The sequence below is a fragment of the Cupriavidus sp. 96C5-1 genome (assembly GCF_057798855.1).
The window spans coordinates 233,327-254,997 of record NZ_JBYOJU010000001.1; the positions used below are offsets into that span (position 1 = coordinate 233,327).

Annotated in this window: 18 protein-coding genes; 11 read left to right on the top strand and 7 right to left on the bottom strand. The window is 67.4% G+C overall.

The annotated features are described in order from the left end of the window. Positions 1–119 precede the first annotated feature (119 nt). The 3 genes from AC3FOF_RS01105 to AC3FOF_RS01115 all read left to right on the top strand — a co-directional run bounded on the left by AC3FOF_RS01105 (position 120) and on the right by AC3FOF_RS01115 (position 3,224). Positions 120–2,384 carry an arginine/lysine/ornithine decarboxylase gene (locus AC3FOF_RS01105; protein ID WP_017230747.1) on the top strand — a complete coding sequence of 755 codons (2,265 nt, stop codon included), beginning with the start codon at positions 120–122 and terminating at the stop codon, positions 2,382–2,384. Positions 2,385–2,538: 154 nt separating this feature from the next. Further along, positions 2,539–2,802 carry a type II toxin-antitoxin system VapB family antitoxin gene (gene vapB / locus AC3FOF_RS01110; protein WP_017230748.1) on the top strand — a complete coding sequence of 88 codons (264 nt, stop codon included), beginning with the start codon at positions 2,539–2,541 and terminating at the stop codon, positions 2,800–2,802. After that, positions 2,799–3,224: a type II toxin-antitoxin system VapC family toxin gene (locus AC3FOF_RS01115; RefSeq protein WP_488725554.1), complete on the top strand. Its 426-nt coding sequence runs from the start codon at positions 2,799–2,801 to the stop codon at positions 3,222–3,224. Before vapB ends, AC3FOF_RS01115 begins: the two co-directional genes overlap by 4 nt. Positions 3,225–3,388: 164 nt before the next feature. On the opposite strand, the gene AC3FOF_RS01120 is transcribed toward AC3FOF_RS01115, so the two are convergent. The 5 genes from AC3FOF_RS01120 to AC3FOF_RS01140 all read right to left on the bottom strand — a co-directional run bounded on the left by AC3FOF_RS01120 (position 3,389) and on the right by AC3FOF_RS01140 (position 8,792). Further along, complete coding sequence (locus AC3FOF_RS01120) at positions 3,389–5,116, bottom strand: TRAP transporter large permease (RefSeq protein ID WP_488725555.1); 1,728 nt, start codon at positions 5,114–5,116, stop codon at positions 3,389–3,391. After that, positions 5,113–5,655: a TRAP transporter small permease subunit gene (locus AC3FOF_RS01125; protein ID WP_017230751.1), complete on the bottom strand. Its 543-nt coding sequence runs from the start codon at positions 5,653–5,655 to the stop codon at positions 5,113–5,115. The genes AC3FOF_RS01120 and AC3FOF_RS01125 overlap by 4 nt, the downstream gene beginning before the upstream one ends. Before the next feature lie 205 nt (positions 5,656–5,860). Continuing rightward, a complete protein-coding gene (gene argH, locus AC3FOF_RS01130) occupies positions 5,861–7,270 on the bottom strand; it encodes an argininosuccinate lyase (protein WP_488725556.1) in 1,410 nt (469 codons plus the stop codon). A 167-nt stretch (positions 7,271–7,437) separates the two neighbouring features. Next, positions 7,438–8,184, bottom strand: coding sequence for an anti-sigma factor (locus AC3FOF_RS01135; RefSeq protein ID WP_488725557.1), 747 nt, complete (start codon positions 8,182–8,184; stop codon positions 7,438–7,440). Beyond that, positions 8,181–8,792, bottom strand: coding sequence for an RNA polymerase sigma factor (locus AC3FOF_RS01140; RefSeq protein WP_276264111.1), 612 nt, complete (start codon positions 8,790–8,792; stop codon positions 8,181–8,183). The genes AC3FOF_RS01135 and AC3FOF_RS01140 overlap by 4 nt, the downstream gene beginning before the upstream one ends. Before the next feature lie 190 nt (positions 8,793–8,982). On the opposite strand from AC3FOF_RS01140, the gene AC3FOF_RS01145 reads away from it, so the two are divergent. Then, entirely contained in the window at positions 8,983–9,618 is a 636-nt protein-coding gene (locus AC3FOF_RS01145) for a ferritin-like domain-containing protein (RefSeq protein ID WP_017225425.1), read from the top strand. A gap of 175 nt (positions 9,619–9,793) precedes the next feature. On the opposite strand, the gene ppc is transcribed toward AC3FOF_RS01145, so the two are convergent. Next, positions 9,794–12,814 (bottom strand): phosphoenolpyruvate carboxylase, encoded by a 3,021-nt coding sequence (gene ppc, locus AC3FOF_RS01150; RefSeq protein ID WP_276264107.1) that lies wholly within the window; start codon positions 12,812–12,814, stop codon positions 9,794–9,796. A 77-nt stretch (positions 12,815–12,891) separates the two neighbouring features. On the opposite strand from ppc, the gene hemC reads away from it, so the two are divergent. The 3 genes from hemC to AC3FOF_RS01165 are packed head-to-tail and all read left to right on the top strand — an operon-like array spanning position 12,892 to position 17,262. After that, positions 12,892–13,893 carry a hydroxymethylbilane synthase gene (gene hemC / locus AC3FOF_RS01155; RefSeq protein ID WP_488725558.1) on the top strand — a complete coding sequence of 334 codons (1,002 nt, stop codon included), beginning with the start codon at positions 12,892–12,894 and terminating at the stop codon, positions 13,891–13,893. 9 nt (positions 13,894–13,902) lie between these two features. After that, positions 13,903–16,068, top strand: coding sequence for a fused uroporphyrinogen-III synthase HemD/membrane protein HemX (gene hemDX / locus AC3FOF_RS01160; RefSeq protein WP_488725559.1), 2,166 nt, complete (start codon positions 13,903–13,905; stop codon positions 16,066–16,068). A gap of 3 nt (positions 16,069–16,071) precedes the next feature. Next, complete coding sequence (locus AC3FOF_RS01165; RefSeq protein ID WP_276266962.1) at positions 16,072–17,262, top strand: heme biosynthesis protein HemY; 1,191 nt, start codon at positions 16,072–16,074, stop codon at positions 17,260–17,262. A 272-nt stretch (positions 17,263–17,534) separates the two neighbouring features. Here the strand turns inward: AC3FOF_RS01165 and AC3FOF_RS01170 are convergent, their stop codons facing one another. Continuing rightward, complete coding sequence (locus AC3FOF_RS01170) at positions 17,535–19,118, bottom strand: cryptochrome/photolyase family protein (protein ID WP_488725560.1); 1,584 nt, start codon at positions 19,116–19,118, stop codon at positions 17,535–17,537. A gap of 137 nt (positions 19,119–19,255) precedes the next feature. On the opposite strand from AC3FOF_RS01170, the gene AC3FOF_RS01175 reads away from it, so the two are divergent. From AC3FOF_RS01175 to pyrR, 4 genes are all read left to right on the top strand, one after another. Next, positions 19,256–19,963: a 16S rRNA pseudouridine(516) synthase gene (locus tag AC3FOF_RS01175; protein ID WP_276268138.1), complete on the top strand. Its 708-nt coding sequence runs from the start codon at positions 19,256–19,258 to the stop codon at positions 19,961–19,963. 103 nt (positions 19,964–20,066) lie between these two features. Further along, positions 20,067–20,639: a YqgE/AlgH family protein gene (locus AC3FOF_RS01180; protein WP_017226467.1), complete on the top strand. Its 573-nt coding sequence runs from the start codon at positions 20,067–20,069 to the stop codon at positions 20,637–20,639. After that, positions 20,632–21,069: a Holliday junction resolvase RuvX gene (gene ruvX, locus AC3FOF_RS01185; protein ID WP_017226468.1), complete on the top strand. Its 438-nt coding sequence runs from the start codon at positions 20,632–20,634 to the stop codon at positions 21,067–21,069. The genes AC3FOF_RS01180 and ruvX overlap by 8 nt, the downstream gene beginning before the upstream one ends. After that, complete coding sequence (gene pyrR, locus AC3FOF_RS01190; protein WP_017226469.1) at positions 21,066–21,593, top strand: bifunctional pyr operon transcriptional regulator/uracil phosphoribosyltransferase PyrR; 528 nt, start codon at positions 21,066–21,068, stop codon at positions 21,591–21,593. Before ruvX ends, pyrR begins: the two co-directional genes overlap by 4 nt. The last annotated feature ends 78 nt before the right edge of the window (positions 21,594–21,671 follow it).

Consider the following 21,671-nt stretch of genomic DNA (forward strand, 5'->3'; position numbering starts at 1 on the left):
CCCCGCCGGTAAGCCAGCCGGGCCGCGCGCCAAGCCTGAATGTCGAGCCACATGCCGACCCGGGGGCGCAGTCCCCGGGCCATGTGGCTCAAGTCCTTCTTGCCGTCCAAGGATGCCCTATGAAATTCCGTTTCCCCGTCATCATCATCGATGAAGACTTCCGCTCCGAGAATATTTCCGGCTCGGGCATCCGCGCGCTGGCGGAAGCCATCGAGCAGGAAGGCATGGAGGTGATGGGCCTGACCAGCTACGGCGACCTGACCTCGTTCGCGCAGCAGTCCAGCCGAGCCTCCTCGTTCATCGTGTCGATCGACGACGACGAATTCGTCAGCGAGGACGACCGCCCCGAGGCGGCGGCCATCGAGAAGCTGCGCGCCTTCGTCAACGAAGTGCGCCGCCGCAACACCGACCTGCCGATCTTCCTGTACGGCGAGACCCGCACCTCGCGGCATATCCCCAACGATATCCTGCGCGAGCTGCACGGTTTCATCCACATGTTCGAGGACACGCCGGAATTCGTCGCGCGCCACATCATCCGCGAGGCCCGGGTCTACCTGGATTCGCTGGCGCCGCCGTTCTTCAAGGCGCTGATCGCCTACGCGCAGGACAGCTCCTACTCGTGGCACTGCCCCGGCCACTCCGGCGGCGTGGCCTTCCTGAAGAGCCCGGTCGGCCAGGTGTTCCACCAGTTCTTCGGCGAGAACATGCTGCGCGCCGACGTCTGTAACGCGGTGGACGAGCTCGGCCAGCTGCTCGACCACACCGGCCCGGTGGCGGCCTCGGAGCGCAATGCCGCGCGCATCTTCAACTCCGACCACATGTATTTCGTCACCAACGGCACCTCCACCTCGAACAAGATGGTGTGGCATGCCAACGTGGCGCCGGGCGACATCGTGGTGGTGGACCGCAACTGCCACAAGTCGATCCTGCACGCGATCATGATGACGGGCGCGATTCCGGTGTTCCTGATGCCCACGCGCAATCACTACGGCATCATCGGCCCGATCCCGAAGAGCGAGTTCGATCCGGAGACCATCCGCCGCAAGATCGAGGCGCACCCGTTCGCCAGCCAGGCCAAGAACCAGAAGCCGCGCATCCTGACCATCACCCAGGGCACCTACGACGGCGTGCTGTACAACGCCGAGCAGATCAAGGAGATGCTGGCCACCGAGATCGACACGCTGCATTTCGACGAAGCCTGGCTGCCGCACGCGGCATTCCACGACTTCTATCACAACATGCACGCGATCGGCCGCGACCGTCCGCGCAGCAAGGACGCGCTGGTGTTCGCCACGCAGTCCACGCACAAGCTGCTGGCCGGCCTGTCGCAGGCCTCGCAGATCCTCGTGCAGGATTCGGACACGCGCAAGCTGGACCGCTACCGGTTCAACGAGGCGTACCTGATGCATACCTCCACCAGCCCGCAGTACTCGATCATTGCCTCCTGCGACGTGGCGGCGGCGATGATGGAAGCCCCGGGCGGCACCGCGCTGGTGGAAGAAAGCATCCAGGAGGCGATCGATTTCCGCCGCGCCATGCGCAAGGTGGAAGGCGACTACGACGCCGGCATGAACGGCGACTGGTGGTTCAAGGTGTGGGGCCCCGATGCGCTGGTCGAGGACGGCATCGGCGACCGCGAGGAATGGATGCTCAAGGCCAACGAGCGCTGGCACGGCTTCGGCGACCTGGCCGATGGTTTCAACCTGCTCGACCCCATCAAGGCCACCATCATCACGCCGGGCCTGGACGTCGACGGCGAGTTCAGCGAGCGCGGCATCCCCGCGGCCATCGTCACCAAGTACCTGGCCGAGCACGGCATCATCATCGAGAAGACCGGGCTGTACTCGTTCTTCATCATGTTCACCATCGGCATCACCAAGGGCCGCTGGAACTCGCTGGTGACCGAGCTGCAGCAGTTCAAGGACGACTACGACCAGAACCAGCCGCTGTGGCGCGTGCTGCCGGAATTCGTCGGCAAGCACCCGCAGTACGAGCGGATGGGCCTGCGCGACCTGTGCGACGCGATCCACAGCGTCTACAAGGCCAACGACGTGGCGCGGGTGACCACCGAGATGTACCTGTCGGACATGGAGCCGGCGATGAAGCCGTCGGACGCCTGGGCCATGATGGCGCACCGCGAGATCGAGCGCGTTGCCGTGGACGAACTGGAAGGCCGCGTCACCGCCATCCTGCTGACGCCGTATCCGCCGGGCATCCCGCTGCTGATCCCGGGCGAGCGTTTCAACCGCATCATCGTGCAGTACCTGAAGTTCGCGCGCGACTTCAACAAGCTGTTCCCCGGCTTCGAGACCGATATCCACGGCCTGGTCGAGGAGGAGGTGGAAGGTGGCGGCAAGGCGTACTTCGTGGATTGCGTGAAGTAGCCGGATGCGCCAAAGCCGTCTCTCATGGCGACGGCTTTTCCCCCTTGCCCCGGCCCTTCCCGCAAGTGTTTGCCGGTATGCACCTCAAAATCGACATATGCTGGCATATGTATAGAATGGTGTCGTGGTTCTTCAGCATGTTGAGGAGGCGTCCATGCGAACCGTTTCCATCTTCAAGAACAACGCGAACCAGGCTGTCCGAATTCCCAAGGACATGCAATTCGAGGGTGTAACAGAACTCGAGATCCGCCGCGAGGGGGATACCATTTTGTTGCGACCGGTACGGCCGACCTGGGCGTCGTTCGCAAACGAGCCGCTGGCGGACGCGGACTTCCTGGCGCAACGTCCACCCGTCGTCCAGACAGGGCGTTTTGACCTGTCTGGCGCGGACGACGGCAGCCAGGAGGCGGGCCAGTGACGCGGCTCTACATGCTTGACACGAACATCTGTTCCTTCATCATGCGTGAACGGCCGCCTGAAGTGCTCGCAAAGCTCCAGTCTTGCGTCGACGCTCAGCACCGCATCGTCATTTCGGCGGTGACCTACGCCGAAATGCGCTTCGGCTCGATCGGCAAGAAGGCATCGCCGAAGCATGCGGCCCTGGTTTCCGCCTTCGATTCCCGTCTTGACGGTGTCCTGCCGTGGGATGCGGCTGCTGTTGATGCGACGACGGCCATCCGTGTCGAGCTGGCGAGCCGCGGCACGCCGATCGGAGAGAACAATGCCGCCATCGCGGGCCATGCCGTTTCAGCCGGTGCCGTGCTGGTGACTAACAACGTGCGCGAGTTCAAGCGTGTGCCGCAGCTTCATTTCGAAGGCTGGGCAATACCTGCCGTCTGACATGCATCGGCAGGATCGGAAGAAAGTGCCTGGGCCGGGCACTGGTTCCAAGGCAACTCCCCCCGTTCTTCAGCAGTTTTTCAACACATGCAGTTAAAGGAAAGGCCCCGGCTCTCGCGGGGCCTTTTGACTCTGGCAATTGCCGCCGCCGGGCGTCAGGCCCGCTATTTCTTCTTGTCGAACTCGAACTGCGGCGCGGCAGGTTCGCTCTCGGCCGGCGCCGACGGCAGCTCCAGGGTGCCGCTGCCCGGTGAAGGCGCCGAGGCCGGTCCGCTGCTTTCACCCCCCAGCGGAATGCTGACCTCAGCCGCATTGGTATGGTGCAGCGAGCCCTTGTCCAGGAACATCGTGACCATGCCCGGCCAGAACATCACCAGCGCCACCATGATCAGCTGCAGGCCCACCCAGGGCAGGGCGCCCCAGTAGATGTCGGAGCTCTTCACTTCCTTGGGCGCGATGCCGCGCAGGTAGAACAGCGCGAAGCCGAACGGCGGGTGCATGAAGGAGGTCTGCATGTTCACGCACAGCATCACGCCGAACCACACCAGCGCCGCGGTGGCCGCCGCTTCCGGGTTGCCGCCCATCGAGTCGGCCACCACTGGCGCCAGCACCTTGACTGCCACCGGCGCCAGCATCGGCACCACGATAAAGGCGATCTCGAAGAAGTCGAGGAAGAAGGCGAGGAAGAAGATGAACAGGTTGACCACCAGCAGGAAGCCGATCCAGCCGCCGGGCAGGGAGGTGAACATATGCTCCACCCAGGCGCCGCCGTCCACGCCCTGGAACACCACCGAGAAGCAGGTGGAGCCGATCAGGATGAACACCACCATGGCCGTGATGCGCGCCGTGGACTGGTAGGCATCGATGATCAGGCCGCGCAGTTCGCTCAGTTGCCCGGCGCGCAGCAGCAGCCAGGCGATGGCCAGGTAGACCACCGCCAGCGGAATGCGAAAGGCATGCGAGCCGAAGGCGACCGTGCCGGCGACGATGGCCACGCCGGTGGCGGCCAGGCCGGTGCGGTAGATATTGCGGTCGAGCTTGCCGAAGCCGGGGTCTCGCAGCACCGCCAGCACCAGCGCGCCGATCGCGCCCATGGCGCCGGACTCGGTGGGGGTGGCGATGCCCATCATGATGGTGCCCAGCACCAGGAAGATCAGCACCGCGCAGGGAATGATGCCGCGCAGGCATTTGCGCCACAGCGCCCAGCCGCGCAGCGTGCGCTCCTCCGCCGGCACCGGCGGCAGCCAGTCGGGCTTGATGCGGGCCAGCACGAAGGTGTAGAGCGCGAACAGCGCGATCTGGATCACCGACGGGCCCCAGGCGCCCAGGTACATGCTGCCCACGTCGGCGCTGCCGGCGGGCGTCTTGAGCTGGTCGGCCAGCACCACCAGCACCAGCGACGGCGGCACCAGCTGCGTAATGGTGCCCGACGCCGCCAGCACGCCGGTGGCGTACTTCATGTTGTAGCGGTAGCGCATCATCACCGGCAGCGAGATCATCGCCATGGCGATCACCTGCGCCGCCACGGTGCCGGTGATGGCGCCGAGGATAAAGCCCACGATGATGACCGAGTAGCCCAGGCCGCCGCGCACCGGGCCGAACAGCTGGCCCATGGAGTCGAGCATGTCCTCGGCCAGCCCGCACTTCTCCAGGATCGCGCCCATGAAGGTGAAGAACGGGATGGCGAGCAGCAGCTCGTTGGCCAGCACGCTGCCGAACACGCGGCTCGGCACCGCCTGCAGGAAGCTGACCGGGAAATAGCCGAACTCGATGGACAGGATGCCGAAGGCAAGCCCCACCGCCGACAGGGAAAATGCGACCGGGAAACCGATCAGCATGAATACCACCAGGCCGCCGAACATCAGCGGCGGCATATATTCCAATGGGATCATTGCACCGGCCTCTCGTATTTCGATTCGATGCGCACCAGGCCCTTGAGGGCGGCGAAGCGCTTGATCAGCTCGGATACGCCCTGCAAGGCAAGCAGGCCGAAGCCGAGGGGCACCACCAGCTTGATCGGGTAACGCGGCAGGCCGCCGGAATTACCGGATTGCTCGAGGATGCGCCACGAGGGCAGGAACAGCGATTCCCACGACAGCCAGGTAAATAGCACGCAGGAAGGCAGCAGGAAGAAAATAATGCCGAAGATGTCGATCCAGTGCTGCGCGCGCTCCGATACGTTGCCGTAGATCAGGTCCACGCGCACATGCTCGTTGCGCTGGAAGGTGTAGGACGCGCCGAACATCACCGCGATGGCGAACATATACCACTGCAGCTCGAGTGGCCAGTTGTCGCTGAGGTTGAAGCCGTAACGCAGCAGGGCGTTGCCTGCGCTGATCAGGCACGACAGCAGGATCATGATGTTTGCAAGCCTGCCCGTGTGCTGATTCAACCTGTCGATCTGCCGTGACAGACCAAGCAAGTAATACATGGGTTGTCTCCCCCTGTTTTTTCGGCATTTAGTTTATCTGTAACAAAATGCTTCGGCGCTTGGGGCTAATACCTACCGCATTGCGCAAGAATCGAATGGATAAAAAAAGCCGCCGGGGCATGGGCCCTGGCGGCTTTTTCCAATGCGGAACTGGCGCGAGACTTACATCGGCGTGCTGCGCTGCTTCAAGCGCCGGCGCGCTGATTCAAAGCGTCGCGCGCGCGGCGGCGATGGCAGCGCGAACCTGCGCCGGCGCGGTGCCGCCGATGTGGTTGCGCGCGGCGACCGAGCCTTCCAGCGTGAGCACTTCGTGCACGTCGTCGCCGATCAGCGCGGCCTTGTCGCCCAGGCCGGTCGCGTCGCGCAGCTCGGCCACGGTGAGGTCGGCCAGGTCGCAGCGGCGGTCGTCGCAGGCGCGCACCGCGTGGGCCACGGCTTCGTGCGCGTCGCGGAAGGGCAGGCCGCGCTTGACCAGGTAGTCGGCCAGGTCGGTGGCGGTGGCATAGCCCTGCAGCGCGGCGGCGCGCATGGCTTCCGGCTTGACCGAGATGCCCGGCACCATGTCGGCGAAGATGCGCAGCGTGTCGGCCACGGTGTCCACCGTATCGAACAACGGCTCCTTGTCTTCCTGGTTGTCCTTGTTGTAGGCCAGCGGCTGGCCTTTCATCAGGGTCAGCAGGCCGATCAGGTGGCCGTTGACGCGGCCGGTCTTGCCGCGTGCCAGTTCGGGCACGTCCGGGTTCTTCTTCTGCGGCATGATCGAGCTGCCGGTGCAGAAGCGGTCGGCGATGTCGATAAAGCCCACGCGCGGGCTCATCCAGATCACCAGCTCTTCCGAGAAGCGCGAGATATGCGTCATCACCAGCGCGGCGGCGGCGCAGAACTCGATGGCGAAGTCGCGGTCGGAGACGGCGTCCAGCGAATTGCGGCACACGCCGTCGAAGCCCAGCTGCTGCGCCACGAACTCGCGGTCGATCGGGTAGCTGGTGCCGGCCAGCGCGGCGGCGCCCAGCGGCAGGCGGTTGACGCGGCGGCGGCAGTCGGCCATGCGCTCGGCGTCGCGCGTGAACATCTCCACGTAGGCCAGCAGGTGATGGCCGAAGGTGACCGGCTGGGCCACCTGCAGGTGGGTGAAGCCCGGCAGGATGGTGTCGGCGTTCTTTTCGGCCAGGTCCAGCAGCGCCCCGCGCAGCGCGCCCAGCAGGCCGATGATGGTGTCGATCTCGCTGCGCAGCCACAGGCGGATATCGGTGGCCACCTGGTCGTTGCGCGAGCGGCCGGTGTGCAGGCGCTTGCCGGCATCACCGACCAGCGCGGTCAGGCGTGCTTCGATATTCAGGTGAACGTCTTCCAGGTCGAGCTTCCACTCGAAGCCGCCGGCCTCGATCTCGCCACGGATCTGCGTCATGCCGCGCTCGATCTCGGCGCGGTCGGCCTCGGCGATGATTCCCTGCTTGGCCAGCATGGCGGCATGCGCCAGCGAACCCTGGATATCGAACAGGGCCAGGCGCTTGTCGAAGAACACCGAAGCGGTGTAGCGCTTCACCAGGTCGGACATCGGTTCGGAGAAGCGGGCGGACCAGGCTTCGCCTTTCTTGGCAAGTTGGGAGGTCATGGGCGGTAAGGCTGGGTTGGCTCGCAAGCCGGCGGCGGGCCGCGGCGCGAGCGGGAAAAATCGGGGAAACCGGGATTATATCGCTGCCGGGCATCGCGCGGCCGCAGGCAGTACAAAGGGTACGACAAGGCCGCGCAGCGACGCCAGCGCCGTCCTCCCAGCCTTGCCTAAAGGGTGTTGGGGGTGTTGGCGATGACCTGGCCCTTGAATACCACCGGCCCGGTCGGCCCGTTCGGATCGGGCGAGCCGCCTGGCGGCTCCACGCTGATGGCCAGCGCCGGCACCTTGCCGACCTGTTGGGCTACGGTCAGGCGCACCAGGCGCTGGTGCCCGATCACGCCCAGGGACTGGGGCTTGCCGCTTTCCGGCAAGGCCCAGAGCTGCAACGCCTGCGCGTCGTTCAGCGGCAAGTGATCCAGGCGACGCAGCGTCAAGGCCTGTGAGCGTGCATCCCACGTCACAAGCACAGCTGCCTGGGCGCGCTCGTCGTTCAGCACCGCCACCGCATTGACCGGCGGGGCCGCCTCCAGCTCGCGCGCCATGCGGACATTGAGGCCGATCGCCACGGCAGCCAGGGCCGCCGCCGCCAGGGTGGCGCCACGCCAGAAGACGGGCGTGACCCAGAGGCGCCGCCACCAGCCTCCCGGCTCAGCGGCTGGAGCGGCGGCGTCAGGCTTGGGCTGCCAGCCCAGCCGCTGCTCGATCCCGCACCACACCTTGTCGACGGGCTCCGACGCCGGCTGCAGCTCCGCAAGGCCGGCCAGCCTCGACTGCCAGTGCCCGATCGCGGCACGGATGGCGGGTTCCTGCCGCGCCAGTTGCTCGAAGCGCCGGCGCGCGCCCCCGCGCAACACGCCCAGCGCGTACTGCGCGGCGAGGCGGTCGATCAGGTCGGGGTGGCGGCTAAGGTTCATGACAGGCTTTCCAGGCACGTGCGCAGGCGTTCCAGGCCGCGCCGTATCCATGACTTGATGGTGCCCAGCGGCACCTGCAATTGCTCGGACAGTTCGCTATGGCTCATGTCCTTCAGGTAGGCCAGGGAGATCGCCTGGCGTTGCGGCTGTTCCAGCCGTTGCAGGCACTGGTTCAGCGCCCGCGCTTCCTGGCTGGCGAGCGCCAGATCCGCGGGGCCGGGCGCATCGTCGGCCAGCCACTCGCCAAGGCTGTCGTCCAGTTCCACGGTCTGGCCGGCGCGGGCCGCCGCCTGCCGGCGCAGGCAGTCCAGTGCCCGGTTGCGCACGATGGCCGTCATCCAGGTCATCGGCGCGGCCAGGTGCGGCCGGTAGTCGCCGGCGTGATGCCAGATGCTGACGAAACTCTCCTGCACCACATCCTCCGCCCAGTCGTGCCTGCTGGTGATACGCAGCGCGAGCCCGAACAGTTTCGTCGCGGTCTGCTCATAGAGCTGGCGCAAGGCCTGCCGGTCGCCCATCGCGGCGGCTTGCAGCAATGCGGCGAGCCGGTCGGCGTCGGCCGGCCTGGGGGCGAAGGCGGGTTCGGCGGGAGAGGGCACCGGGGGCAGGGTTCGGTAAGTGGCGCTAAGTGCTAAGTGCTAAGTGCCGAGAGATGTGTCCGGATTATAGGCACGGGCCGGCTACGGCATGCGAATCCGCGTGTGCATCCGATTGCGAAATGCGTGCGTAAAAGAGACAGGCGCCACCACAGCGGGCGCCGTCCCTCTCTAGACCCTAGTCAGTACACAGGAGAACACCATGGAACGCATGCAGTCGATGTCCGAGCAGACGAAGCGCCAGGCCAGCGAGGAAACGGACGGCCGCATCCTCGCCGCGCCGGATGCGCGCCGGCGCGGCTTGCTCAAGGTACCCGGGCTATTCGCGCTGGGATCGCTGGCGGTGATGAGCCTGGGCGAGTCGATGCCGGCATGGGCCCAGACCCGGTCCGGCAGCACCAAGGACGATATCGCGATTCTCAACGTCGCCCTGGGGCTGGAATACCAGGCCATCGCGGCCTATCAGGTGGGTGCCGAGAGCGGCCTGCTGCAAAAACCGGTGCTGGATACGGCGGTCAAGTTCCAGACGCATCACAAGGCGCACGCGCAAGTCTTGGGGGGCACCGTGTCCAAGCTGGGCGGCAGTCCGGTGATGGCGAAGAAGCCGGCCGAGTACAACTTCCCGACCGATCAGCTCAAGACGCAGGCCGATGTACTGCGCTTCGCCGCCGGGCTGGAGAAAGGGGCCACCGCGGCCTATCTGGGCGTGTTGCCGAATTTCCATAACCGCGAGCTGACCAAGGCCGCCGGCAGCATCCTTGGCGATGAAGCGATGCATTGGGCCATCCTGCTTTCGGTGCTCGGCGAAGATCCGGTGCCGGGCGCGTTCGTTGGGTGACGCCTGACACCAGGCCTGGCCGCCTGAACCGCGCCCGCCCGCTACCGTGTCGGCCGGGATGACCGGCCGCAATGGTCAGGCGGGCCACGCTCTGCGCCGTCCGGCCTGCCGGCCGGACGGGTATTCCCGCCATGGTGCCAGCCACCATGGCGGCTTTTTTGCGCGCAGCGTTGACTCAACCGCTGTTGCGCAGGCCCGCCGCCACCCCGTTGATGGTCAGGTGGATGCCGCGCCGCACGCGGATGTCGTCGCCGTCCTTGCCAGAGCGGAAGCGCTTGAGCAACTCCACCTGCAAGTGGTTGAGCGGATCCAGGTAGGCGAAGCGGTTCTTGATGGAGCGCGCCAGCAGCGGGTTGTCGGCGAGGCGCTCCTGGCGGCCGGTGACCAGCGCCAGCATCTCGCAGGTCAGGTGCCACTCGGCGCTGATGCGCGCGAACACGGTCTTGCGCAGCGCGGCGTCTTCACAGAGCTGGGCATAGCGCGAGGCCACTGCCAGGTCGGTCTTGGCCAGCACCATGTCCATATTGGACAGCAGCGTGGAGAAGAACGGCCAGGTCTTGACCATGCGGCGCAGCGTGGCAACGGCGGCCTTGTGCGCCTTCTCGTCCGGCGCCTCGTCCAGCACGGCCTTGACCGCGCTGCCGAAGCCGTACCAGCCCGGCAACAGCAGCCGGCACTGGCCCCAGGAGAAGCCCCAGGGAATCGCGCGCAGGTCTTCGATGCGGCGCTGCTTCTTGTCCATCAGCTTGCGCGAGGCCGGGCGCGAACCCAGGTTCAGGTCGGCGATCTCGGTGATCGGCGTGGTGGCGAAGAAGTAGTCCTTGAAGCCGGGCGTCTCGTAGACCAGGTCGCGGTAGGCGGAGAAGGCGCGGTCCGAGAGTTGCTGCATCACGGCTTCGAAGGCGGACAGGTCCTTGGGCGCGTTCTGCGTCGGCAGCAGCGAGGCTTCCAGCGTGGCGGCGATCACCGTTTCCAGGTTGCGCCGGCCGATCTCGGCGTTGGCGAACTTGCTGTTGATGATCTCGCCCTGCTCGGTCAGGCGGATCTGGCCATTGACCGTGCCCGGCGGCTGCGACAGGATGGCCTGGTAGGTCGGACCGCCGCCGCGGCCGACCGTGCCGCCGCGGCCGTGGAACAGGCGCAGCTTCACGCGGCGTGTCTCGAACACCTGCACCAGCGCCAGCTCGGCCTTGTACAGCTCCCAGTTGGAGGTGAGGAAGCCGCCGTCCTTGTTGGAGTCGGAGTAGCCCAGCATCACTTCCTGTTCGCCGCCATGGTGGGCGATCACCGAGGCGAAGCCCGGCAGCTCCAGCAGCGATTGCATGATGCCGGCGGCATTGCGCAGATCCTCGATGGTCTCGAACAGCGGGATCACCATCAGTTCCGTGCGTGCCGGGTCCGCCTTGCTGCCGAGCGTGCCGCGCAGCATGCCGGCTTCCTTCTGCAGCAGCATCACCTCCACCAGGTCCGATAGCGTCTCGGTGTGCGAGATGATGTAGTTGCGGGCCACGCGCGCGCCGTAGCGGGCGCGCAGTTCGCGCGCCATGTTCAGGATGGCCAGCTCGCTGCGGGTCTGCTCGGAGTAGGTGTGCCAGGGCAGCGTCAGCAGGCGCGGCTGGCGCAGCTCGGCCAGCAGCAGTTCCAGCTTGCGGGCTTCCGGCAAGGCCGCGTAGTCGGCCTCCACGCCAGCGGCGGCAAAGAGTTCGGCGATCACGGCTTCGTGCACGTCGGACACCTGGCGCATATCGATCGAGGCCAGGTGGAAGCCGAAGATGCCGATGGCCTTGGCCAGCGCGTCGATGCGGGTGCGCGCGAGCGCCTCGCCATGGTGGGCGCGCAGCGAGTCGATCACCACCTGCACGTCGGCGCCGAAGGACTGCGCGTCGGCATAGGGCGCGGCGTCGGCCACCGGGTGGCGCGGCGCGGCGTGCCCGGTGACGGCCTTGCAGGTCGCCGCCAGGCGCGCATAGATGCCGATCAGGGCGCGCCGGTAGGGCTCGTCGGCGCGATGCTCGGAATGGTCGGGCGAGGCTTCGGCCAGCGCCAGCAGCGCCGGGCTGGCTTCCACCATCAGGCTCGACATCGACAGCTCGGCGCCGAGCGCGTGGACTTCGTCCAGGTACCATTCCAGGATCAGCGCCGATTGCTTGCTCGCGGCGTGTTCCAGCGTGTCCGCGGTGACATTGGGATTGCCGTCGCGGTCACCGCCGATCCACGAGCCCATCTGGAAGAAGGGCGCGAGCTGATCCGGGTTGGCCGGCGCGGACTTGTTCCTGCGCGTGGTGGGGAACACCGCGGCGATGTCTTCCTCCAGTTCGCTCATCAGTTGCGGGATGCCGCGCAGGAAGCAGGTGCGGTAATAGGAGAGCGCGTTGTCGATCTCGTCGACCACCATCAGCCGCGTGTTGCGCAGCATGCGGGTCTGCCACAGCGTGGTGACGCGGGCGCGCAGCAGCGCGGTGTTGTGGTCGCGCTCGCGCGCGGTCATCGGCAGGTCGCGTTCGGCCAGCAGGCGGGCGATCTCGCGCTCGGCGTCGAGAATACTCTTGCGCTGGACTTCGGTCGGGTGCGCCGTCAGCACGGGCACGATCAGCGCTTCGTCGAAGAACTTGCGCAAGGTCTTGCCGGTCACGCCGGCGGCATCGATGGCCTGCAGGGCGCGGGCCAGGCTGCCCGGCTGCGATGGCGAACCAGCCAGCGCATGCACCCGGCGGCGGCGGTTGTGGTGCTGGTCCTCGGCGATATTGGCCAGGTGCGAGAAATAGCTGAAGGCGCGCACCACCGAATTGGTCTGGTCGCGCGACAGGCGCTTGAGCAGGCGATCCAGCTCGGCGCCGGCGGCGCGGTCGTTCTCGCGGCGGAAACGCACTGCGGTCTGACGGATGGTCTCGACCAGCTCGAAGGCGGATTCGCCCTCCTGCTCGCGCACGCAATCGCCCAGCAGGCGGCCCAGGAAGCGGATGTCTTCGCGCAGGGGCAGGTCCTTGTCGCTGGCGCGGCGGGCCGGGGTATTGGCCGCCGGTACGGCGTCAGGCCTGGGCGCGGCCGCGCGGGCGGTGCGCTTGCTGCCGGCGGTCTTGCCGGCCGGGGCTGCGGTGGCGGGGGGCGGTGCGGAGGCCAGGGTGGCTTCGGGGGCGTCTGCCCGGCTGGCGGTTGGCTTGCGCCGGCCGGCGGGGCGCGCGGCTTGCTGCGTCATGCAATCTCCTGTTATCTCTTGGCTCTTATGCGTTCGGTTGGCCCGGAGCGGCTTGGGGTGCGTGCTAACATTCGCGGATGCAAGCATCCGTTCCCCCGTCATCCTCCAGCGCTGCACCGCGCAAGCTCGTGATCGCCTCCCGCGAAAGCCGTCTGGCTATGTGGCAGGCCGAACATGTGCGTGCTGCGTTGCAACAATACTATCCCGCGTGCCATGTGTCCATTCTTGGCATGACCACGCGTGGAGATCAGATTCTAGACCGGACGCTGTCCAAAGTCGGCGGCAAGGGCCTCTTCGTCAAGGAACTCGAGATCGCGATGGCCGAAGGCCGCGCCGACCTCGCGGTGCACTCCCTCAAGGATGTGCCGATGGAGTTACCCGAAGGCTTCGCCCTGACCGCCATCATGGAGCGCGAGGACCCGCGCGATGCCTTGGTCTCGGCCAGTTTTGCCTCGCTGGACGAGATGCCGGCCGGCACCGTGGTCGGCACTTCCAGCCTGCGCCGCGAGGCTGCGCTGCGGACCCGCTATCCACACCTTGTCATCCAGCCGCTGCGCGGCAATCTCGACACCCGCCTGGCCAAGCTCGACCGCGGCGACTACGGCGCCATCATCCTGGCCGCCGCCGGCCTCAAGCGCCTGGGACTGGCCGCGCGCATCCGCGCCGTGCTCGATCCGGCCAGCTCGCTGCCGGCGGCAGGGCAGGGCGCGCTTGGCATCGAGATTCCCGCCGGGCGCCCCGAACTGGCCGAGTGGCTGGCTCCGCTCAACCACGTGCCCAGCGCGCTGGCGGTGACGGCCGAGCGCGCCGTGTCGCGCATGCTGGGCGGTTCGTGCCAGGTGCCGCTCGCCGCCCACGCGCACTGGGAAGGCTCGCAACTGCAGATCGAGGCCTTCGTGGCGCTGCCGGACGGCAGCCGTTGCGTGCGGGCCCGCGCCGCCGCCGTGGTCGAGGGTGCCGGGGCAGCCAGCCAGGCCGAAGCGCTCGGCAAGGCGGTTGCCCAGGACCTGCTGGCACAGGGTGCGGCCGGGATCCTTGCGGCGCTGGCTGATCCGGCATCCCCTCAAGCCCCTGCCTGAGGCCGGCCCATGCCCCGCCCGACCGTCGTTGTAACACGACCCGCCGGGCAGTCCCGGCAACTGACCGAGGCCCTTTCGGCCGCCGGCCTGGACGTGCTTGGCTTCCCCCTGCTGGCGATCGGCCCCGCGGCCGACGAAGGGCGCCTGCGCGCGGCGCTGGCGCGGCTGGCGGACTTCTCGCTGGTCGTTTTCGTTAGTCCCAATGCGGTGGCCTTCGCGCTGGACGCCCTGGCCCAGGTGCAGGACCGGCCCGCGCCCCAGTGGCCCGAGGCCGTGCCGGTCGCGGTGGTCGGCCCGGCCAGCGTCGCGGCCCTGGCCGAGCGCGGGATCGCCGTGCCCGCCCATCGCATCATCGCGCCGGCCGGCGTTGCGGCTGCCGGCAATGGCTTTGAGGCCGATGGCGCCGATGCTGGCAATGGCTTTGAGGCCCGCTTCGATTCCGAAGCCCTGTGGCGGCAGCTCGAAACCCAGTTCGGCGCGGATGCGCTGAACGGGCGCCAGGTCCTGATCGTCCGCGGCAATGGCGGGCGCGATTGGCTGGCGGAGCGCCTGCGTGTGGCGGGCGCCGAGGTGTGCGCCGTCGAAGCCTACCAGCGTTCCATCCCCACGCCGGGCAGCATGCAGTGGCAAGCGGTGCGCGACGGGCTCAAGCCGGGCGCGCCGCCACAGGCCTGGCTGCTGACCAGTTCCGAAGCGGTGCGCAATCTCGATGCGCTGGCGCGCCAGGCGCTCAGCCCGCAAGAGCTGGCCTGCCTGCGCCAGGTGCAGTGCATCGCGCCCCATGCGAGAATCGCCGAGCAGGCCGCCGCCCTGGGGTTTTCGCAATTGCTGCGTGCCGCGCCGGGCGACGAGGGGCTGCTGGCGGCTTGCCGCCAGTGGGCCCAGGCGCATGCCGGTCCGCCGGCGCCGATGCCGGTCGCGCTGCCGCCGGCAGGTGACGCGGCCTCCGTTTCCGTACCGGCGGCGGCTCCGTCGCCCCCGCCGGTCCAACCCGTCAATTCACCGCCAGCAACGTCAACGAAGGTCGATCGCGTGACGCAAGACACTACCTCCCCTCCCGCTGCCAGCCCGCCCCACGGGGCCGGCGCCTCGCTGCCCGCACGCGCTACGCCCCGGCTCAATCCATGGTGGCTGCTGCTCATCCTGCTGATCCTCGCCATTGGCGGCGGCTTCTGGTGGTTGCAGCAGCGCGTCGATCACCTGACCCAGGAGCTGGCGCGGCGCCAGCAGAGCAACGATGCGCTGGTGCAGGAAACCCGCGTGCTGTCGCGCAACGCGCAGGACACCGTCAAGGAACTGCAGGCCAAGGTCGGCGCGCTGGACGGCCAGGTGGGCGAGGCGCGCGACAAGCAGGCCGCGCTGGAACAGGTCTACCAGGACCTGATGCGCAACCGCGACGACTGGGAGATCGCCGAGATCCAGCAATTGCTGACCAATGCGGGACAGCAACTGCAGCTGACCGGCAATGTGCAGGTCGCTCTCGCCGCGCTGCAAAGCGCCGACACCCGCCTGGCGCGTACCGACAAGCCCCAGTACAACCTGCTGCGCCGGGCTATCGCGCGCGATATCGCCCGCATGAAGGCGGTGCCCGACACCGACTTGACCGGCGCGGCCATCAAGCTTGACGAGGCCATCAACCAGGTGGACACGCTGCCGCTGCTGTCCAGCGAACGCATGCTCGAGCGCAGCGAGGCCGATGCGCGCAAATCGGACACCAAGGCCGAGGCCGCCGGCAAGGCCGGTAAGGCAGGGGCCGGCAAGCCCACCAGGAATGGCGTCAAGGACGAAGCCGCGTCGGCCGGCAATGCGGTCGGCAACTGGTTTGGCCGCTTGTGGGGCAATGTGCGCGACGAGCTGATGCAGGTCATCCGCATCCGGCGCGTGGACGATGCCCAGGCATTGCTGCTGACCGGCGACCAGGGCTGGTTCCTGCGCGAGAACGTCAAGCTGCGCCTGCTCAATGCGCGCCTGGCGCTGTTGTCCCGCAACGAGCCGGTATTCCGCAACGACCTGGCGGCCGCGCAGGCGATGCTGGGGCGCTATTTCGATACCAAGTCGCGCCGCGTGCAGGCCGTGCTGACCCTGCTCAAGCAGGCCCAGGCCGGTGCCGTGACGGTGCAGTTGCCCACCATGGCGGAAAGCCTCGGCGCGCTGCAGGCGCTCAAGAAGGAGTAGCGCATGCGGCTTCTTTTCTGGGTGGCGATCCTGTTTGGCGGCGCGGTCGGGCTGGCGCTGTTCACGCAATTCAACCAAAGCAATGTGGTCCTGTTCTACCCGCCATACCGGGTCGAACTCTCGCTGAACCTCGCGCTGGCCCTGCTGCTGCTGGCGTTTTTCGTGGTCTGGACCATCCTCACCACCGTGCGCCATCTGTCCGAGATGCCGGCACGCGCGGCGGCTTACCGCGAACGCAGCCGCATGAACCGCGCGCAGGCAGCCTTGCGCGAGGCCATCGAGAACCTGTTCGCCGGACGCTTCGCCCGCGCCGAGCGCACGGCGCGCGAGGCCCAGGCCTGGCCCGAGCAGGCCCAGACCGCGGCGCTGATCGGCGCGCGCGCGGCGCACCGCATGCAGGAAACCGAGCGCCGCGATGCCTGGATGGCGCAGGTCACCGATCCCGAGCGCGAACAGGCGCGGCTGGTGTCGATGGCCGAATTGCTGGTCGACGCGCGCGACGCCGAAGGCGCGCTGGAAACCATCGCGCAATTGCAGTCGCAGGGCTCGCGCCAGATCCATGTGCAGCGCATCGCCCTGCGCGCGCACCAGCACCTGAAGAACTGGGCTGAAGTCCTGCGCCTGGCGCGCTCGCTGGAGAAGCGCAACGCCCTGCATCCGGTGCTCGCGCTGCGCCTCAAGCAGATGGCCTGCGAAGCCCTGCTGGAAGAGCGCCGCCACGACAGCGAGGCATTGCACGATCTCTGGCGCTCGCTATCGGCCGACGAACGCCGCGCGGCCCGCATCGCTGAACCCGCTGCGCGTTACTTCGCCGCGCTTGGCCGGCAGGACGAGGCCCGCAAGATCGTGGAGGACGCGCTCAAGGTCAACTGGGATAGCCGGCTGGTCTTGCGCTATGCCGAGTGCGCCGAGCCGGGCCACGCGCTGCCGCAGATCCAGCAGGCCGAGAAATGGCTGGCGCAGCATCCGGTGGATGCGGACCTGTATTACACGCTGGGCATGCTGTGCCTGGGCGAGAAGCTCTGGGGCAAGGCGCAGGCGAGTTTCGAGCGGGCGCTGAAGTATGCGGATGGGGATTTGCAGAAGCGGTTGCGGGTCAGGGCGCATCTGGCGTTGGCGAGGTTGTATGAGGAAACCGAGAGGCCGGAGGAGGCGCAGCGGCATTATCGGGAGAGTGCCATGCTGGCGGCGTGAGGGTTTGTTGCTTGTGGGGTTGACTGCCACGTCAAAGGCTTCACTGCCCAAGAAGCCGTTTCAGAAATGATTCTGGCGTCGTTGCGCGGCCTTGCCGTACCCGTTGTCCTGTCTGCGGCCGCGCGCCTAGCCAGGACCGCTTCGCTTCATTTTGAAACGGCTTCTAACTTCAAAGTCAAAGGCAGTTTCACCTCCCCCTTCGGGGAGTCGTATCGCCACGGCTCGCTTCGCATCGCCGTGGGTGTGGCCTGCTCCGCGTGCGGGCCACACGGCTACGCCGGATCGTTTGCTGGTGCCTTCGCTTTGACGGCCTCTGCGCTCGGGGCTGATCCCGCTTCACTTCTTTCCTTCACCACGGCATACCTCGCCAGCGTTTCCCTGCGCGCTACGTCGTGCTGCACGATCGGGCGTGGATAGTCCTCGCCAAGCCTGACTCCGGCTGCGGCCAGCACATTCTCCGACGCTGTCCACGGCGCATGGATGTACTTGTCCGGCAGCCGCGCCAGCTGCGGCAGGTATTTGCGGATGAACCTTCCCTGCGGGTCGAATTTTTCCGATTGCGTGATCGGGTTGAAGATGCGGAAGTACGGCTGCGCATCGCACCCGGTGGATGCGGCCCATTGCCAGCCTCCATTGTTGGCGGAGAAGTCGAAGTCGTTGAGCTGGTCGGCAAAGTACTGCTCGCCACGCCGCCAGTCCACGCCCAGGTCCTTGACCAGGAAGCTTGCCACCACCATCCGCAGGCGGTTGTGCATGTAGCCGCTCTGCCGGATCTGCAGCATGGCCGCATCCACCAGCGGATAACCGGTCCGGGCGTCGCGCCAGGCCTGGAAGCAGCGCTCGCCGGTGGCGCCCCCGACCCAGCGGATGGCGTCGTAGGCGGCGTGGAAGGCGCGACCTGCGGCGACCCGTGGATGGTGGTGCAGGATCATGAAATAGAAATCGCGCCAGATCAGCTCCGACAGCCAGGTGGCGGCGCCTGCGCTGTCCGCGCCGCCGCGCAGCGTGGCGGCGTGGGCGGCGCGCACCAGCGTGCGGATCGACAGGGTGCCGAAACGCAGGTGCACCGACAGGTAGCTCGGGCCGCGCAGCGCGGGGTAGTCGCGCCGACCCGCGTAGTCGTCCATGCGTTCGCAGAATTCGTCAAATAGCGCGTGGGCGCCGGCGCTGCCGGTGGGCATGGCGATCCCGGCCAGGTTGGCGGGCGCGAAGCCCAGCGCCTCCAGCGTTGGCAGTGGCCGCTCGTAAGCCGGGGGGAGGGGCGACAGGGACGAGAAATAGGGCTCGACCGGGTAGGGCCTGAGGTCGAACGGGAGCAGGGCCTTGAGCCAGGCGTTCTTGTAGGGCGTGAACACCGAGAACGGCTTGCCCTGGCCGGTCAGGATCTCGTCGCGCTCGAAGATGACCTGGTCCTTGAAGCTGAAGAAGGCGCAGGAGCGGTCCGCCAGCGCCTGTCCGACCTCGGCATCGCGGGCCTGGGCGGCGGGCTCGTAGTCGTGGTTGACAAACACGGCTTCGGCGCCAAGCCCGGCGGCCAGTGCGGGCACTGACTGGCGCGCGTGCCCGTGCAATACGATCAGGCCGCCGCCGGCGGCGCGCAGCGCGGTGTCCAGCGGCGCCAGCGAGGCGAGGATGAACTCCACCCGGCGGTCCGCGGACAGGCCCCGTGCCAGCAGGGGATCCAGGATCTCGCGGTCGAATACGAAGACGCACCATACCCGGCGGCAGTGCTTGAGGGCATAATGCAGCGCCGCATGATCGTCGGCGCGCAGATCGCGCCGGAACCAGACCAGGCCGCGCCCGAACCGCCGGTCGATCCGGTACGGCTGGCGCGCTTCGGCGGGTTGCGGGGGCAAGATCGGGGGCTCCGGGAAATGGGCGGAAGAAGCCTGTTACCCTAACATACCGGCGGATGAGCGCGGTGCCGATCCTGTCGCGCCGGCGCAGCAATCCAGTAACCCAGCATTCAGATATCAAGAAGCAAGCCATGGCCATGACACTCGACCGCATCCTCCAATCCCAAGGCTTCGGCACCCGCCGGTATTGCGGCGACCTGATCGGCGCCGGACTGGTGGAGGTCAACGGCGCCCTGTGCGAGGACCCGCGCGAGCAGTTCGAGGTCGACGGCTTGCGCCTGACCGTGGACGGCGAAGAGTGGATCGGCCACAGCAAGGCCTACCTCGTGCTGAACAAGCCGGTTGGCTATGAATGCTCGCAACGGCCGCGTCATCATCCCAGCGTGTACAACCTGCTGCCGGTGCCGCTGCGCCAGCGCGACGTGCAAGCGGTCGGCCGGCTGGACCAGGACACCACCGGGCTGCTGCTGCTGTCGGACGATGGCCAGTTCATCCATGCCCAGACCTCGCCCAAGAAGAAGGTGCCCAAGATCTACGAGGTGACGACTGCCGAGCCGGTCACTCAGGCACAGGTCGAGGCCCTGCTGGCCGGCGTGAAGCTGGACGACGAGCCGGCCCCGATCGCCGCCGCCGGCTGCGAGGCCACTGGCGAGCACAGCCTGCGCCTCAGCCTGACCGAGGGCAAGTACCACCAGGTCAAGCGGATGGTGGCGGCGGCCGGCAACCATGTGGCGGCGCTGCACCGCAGCGCCATCGGCGCGCTGGTGCTCGAGCCGACGCTGGCGCCGGGCGAATGGCGCTGGCTCACGGCGGACGAGCTTGCCGCGCTGACGCGCAAGGAGTAAGAAGGGCCGGCAGGGAAGCGCACCGGAGCGGATCCGGGATGCTGCAGTGCGGCATCCGCGAATCTTTTCCGGACGGATGGCAACGATTTGATAAAATGCAGGGATGGCGACGCTGGAAGCCCCAATCAATCTCACCAATCAGTTCCTGATTGCCATGCCCGGCATGGCAGACCCGACTTTTTCGGGTTCCGTCGTCTACTTGTGCGAGCACAACGAACGCGGCGCGCTGGGCCTGGTGATCAATCGGCCTATCGACATCGACATGGCCACCTTGTTCGACAAGATCGACCTCAAGCTGGAGATCCTGCCGGTGGCGCAGCAGCCGGTGTATTTCGGCGGCCCGGTGCAGACCGAGCGCGGTTTCGTGCTGCACGATCCGGTTGGCATCTATGTGTCGTCGCTGGCGGTGCCCGGCGGCCTGGAGATGACCACCTCCAAGGACGTGCTGGAGGCTGTCGCCAACGGCAGCGGCCCGCACCGCTTCCTGCTCACGCTGGGCTATGCCGGCTGGGGCGCAGGGCAACTCGAGGAAGAGCTCAGCCGCAACGGCTGGCTGACCGTCCAGGCCGATCCCGAAATCATTTTCAGCGTGCCTCCCGAGGAACGCTTTGCCGCCGCCATACGCCTGTTGGGCATCGATTTCACCATGCTCTCGGGTGAGGCAGGGCATGCCTGAGGCAGGCGCGACGCCAGCGCCACGCCCGCTGCCCACCGACGGCACCGCCCTGGCGTTCGACTACGGCGAGAAGAAGATCGGCGTAGCGCTCGGCAATTTCATCACGCGCGAGGCGCGCCCGCTCACCATCCTCCCCAATATCACCGTGGAAGGCCGCTTCGAGGCGGTGGCTGCCCTGATCCGGGAGTGGTCGCCGGTGCTCCTGGTGGTCGGCATGCCGGTCAACCCGGAGGGCGGGGAGCAGCCGTCCATGCGGCTCGCGCGCCGCTTCGGCAACCAGATCCATGGCCGCTTCGGCTTGCCGGTGGAGTGGGTCGACGAGCGCTATACGTCCCGCCTGGCCCAGATGGCCGGAGCCCGGCCCGGCGCGCTCGACGCCGAAGCCGCCAGCATCATCCTGCAACAGTACTTCGACCAGCATCCGCTATGACCCAGACTTCCTCTCCCGACGCCGAGGCGCTCTACCGCACGCTGCGCGACCAGGTGCAGGCCGCGTTGCCCGAAGCCGAACGCGCGCAATGGTCGGTGGCCGGTATCTACTCCGGTGGCGCCTGGATTGCCGAGCGGCTGGCCGCCGACCTGAAGCTCGATGGCCACGGGGTCGTCAACGTCGCCTTCCATCGCGACGACTATGCCAAGAAGGGCCTGCACAGCCAGGCCCAGCCCACCACGCTGCCTTTCGACGTGCAGGACCGCAAGATCCTGCTGATCGACGACGTGCTGGCCACCGGCCGCACCATCCGCGCCGCCGTCAACGAGCTGTTCGACTACGGCCGCCCGGCCCGCGTGGCGCTGGCGGTGCTGGTGGACCGCGGTGGCCGCGAACTCCCGACGGCAGCCGATTTCGTCGCCGCGCACGTCGACCTGCCGCCCAAGACCACGCTGGTGCTGTCGCACGAGGGCGCCGGCGCGGACATGCGCTTCGCCTTCGCCAACGAGGCCACCGGCAACTAAACCTGCCTGCCAGCCCGGCCGGCCTGCGCGCGCCGGCCGGCAGGCTTCGGACCTGTACCTGTCATTCGCCACCGCCCG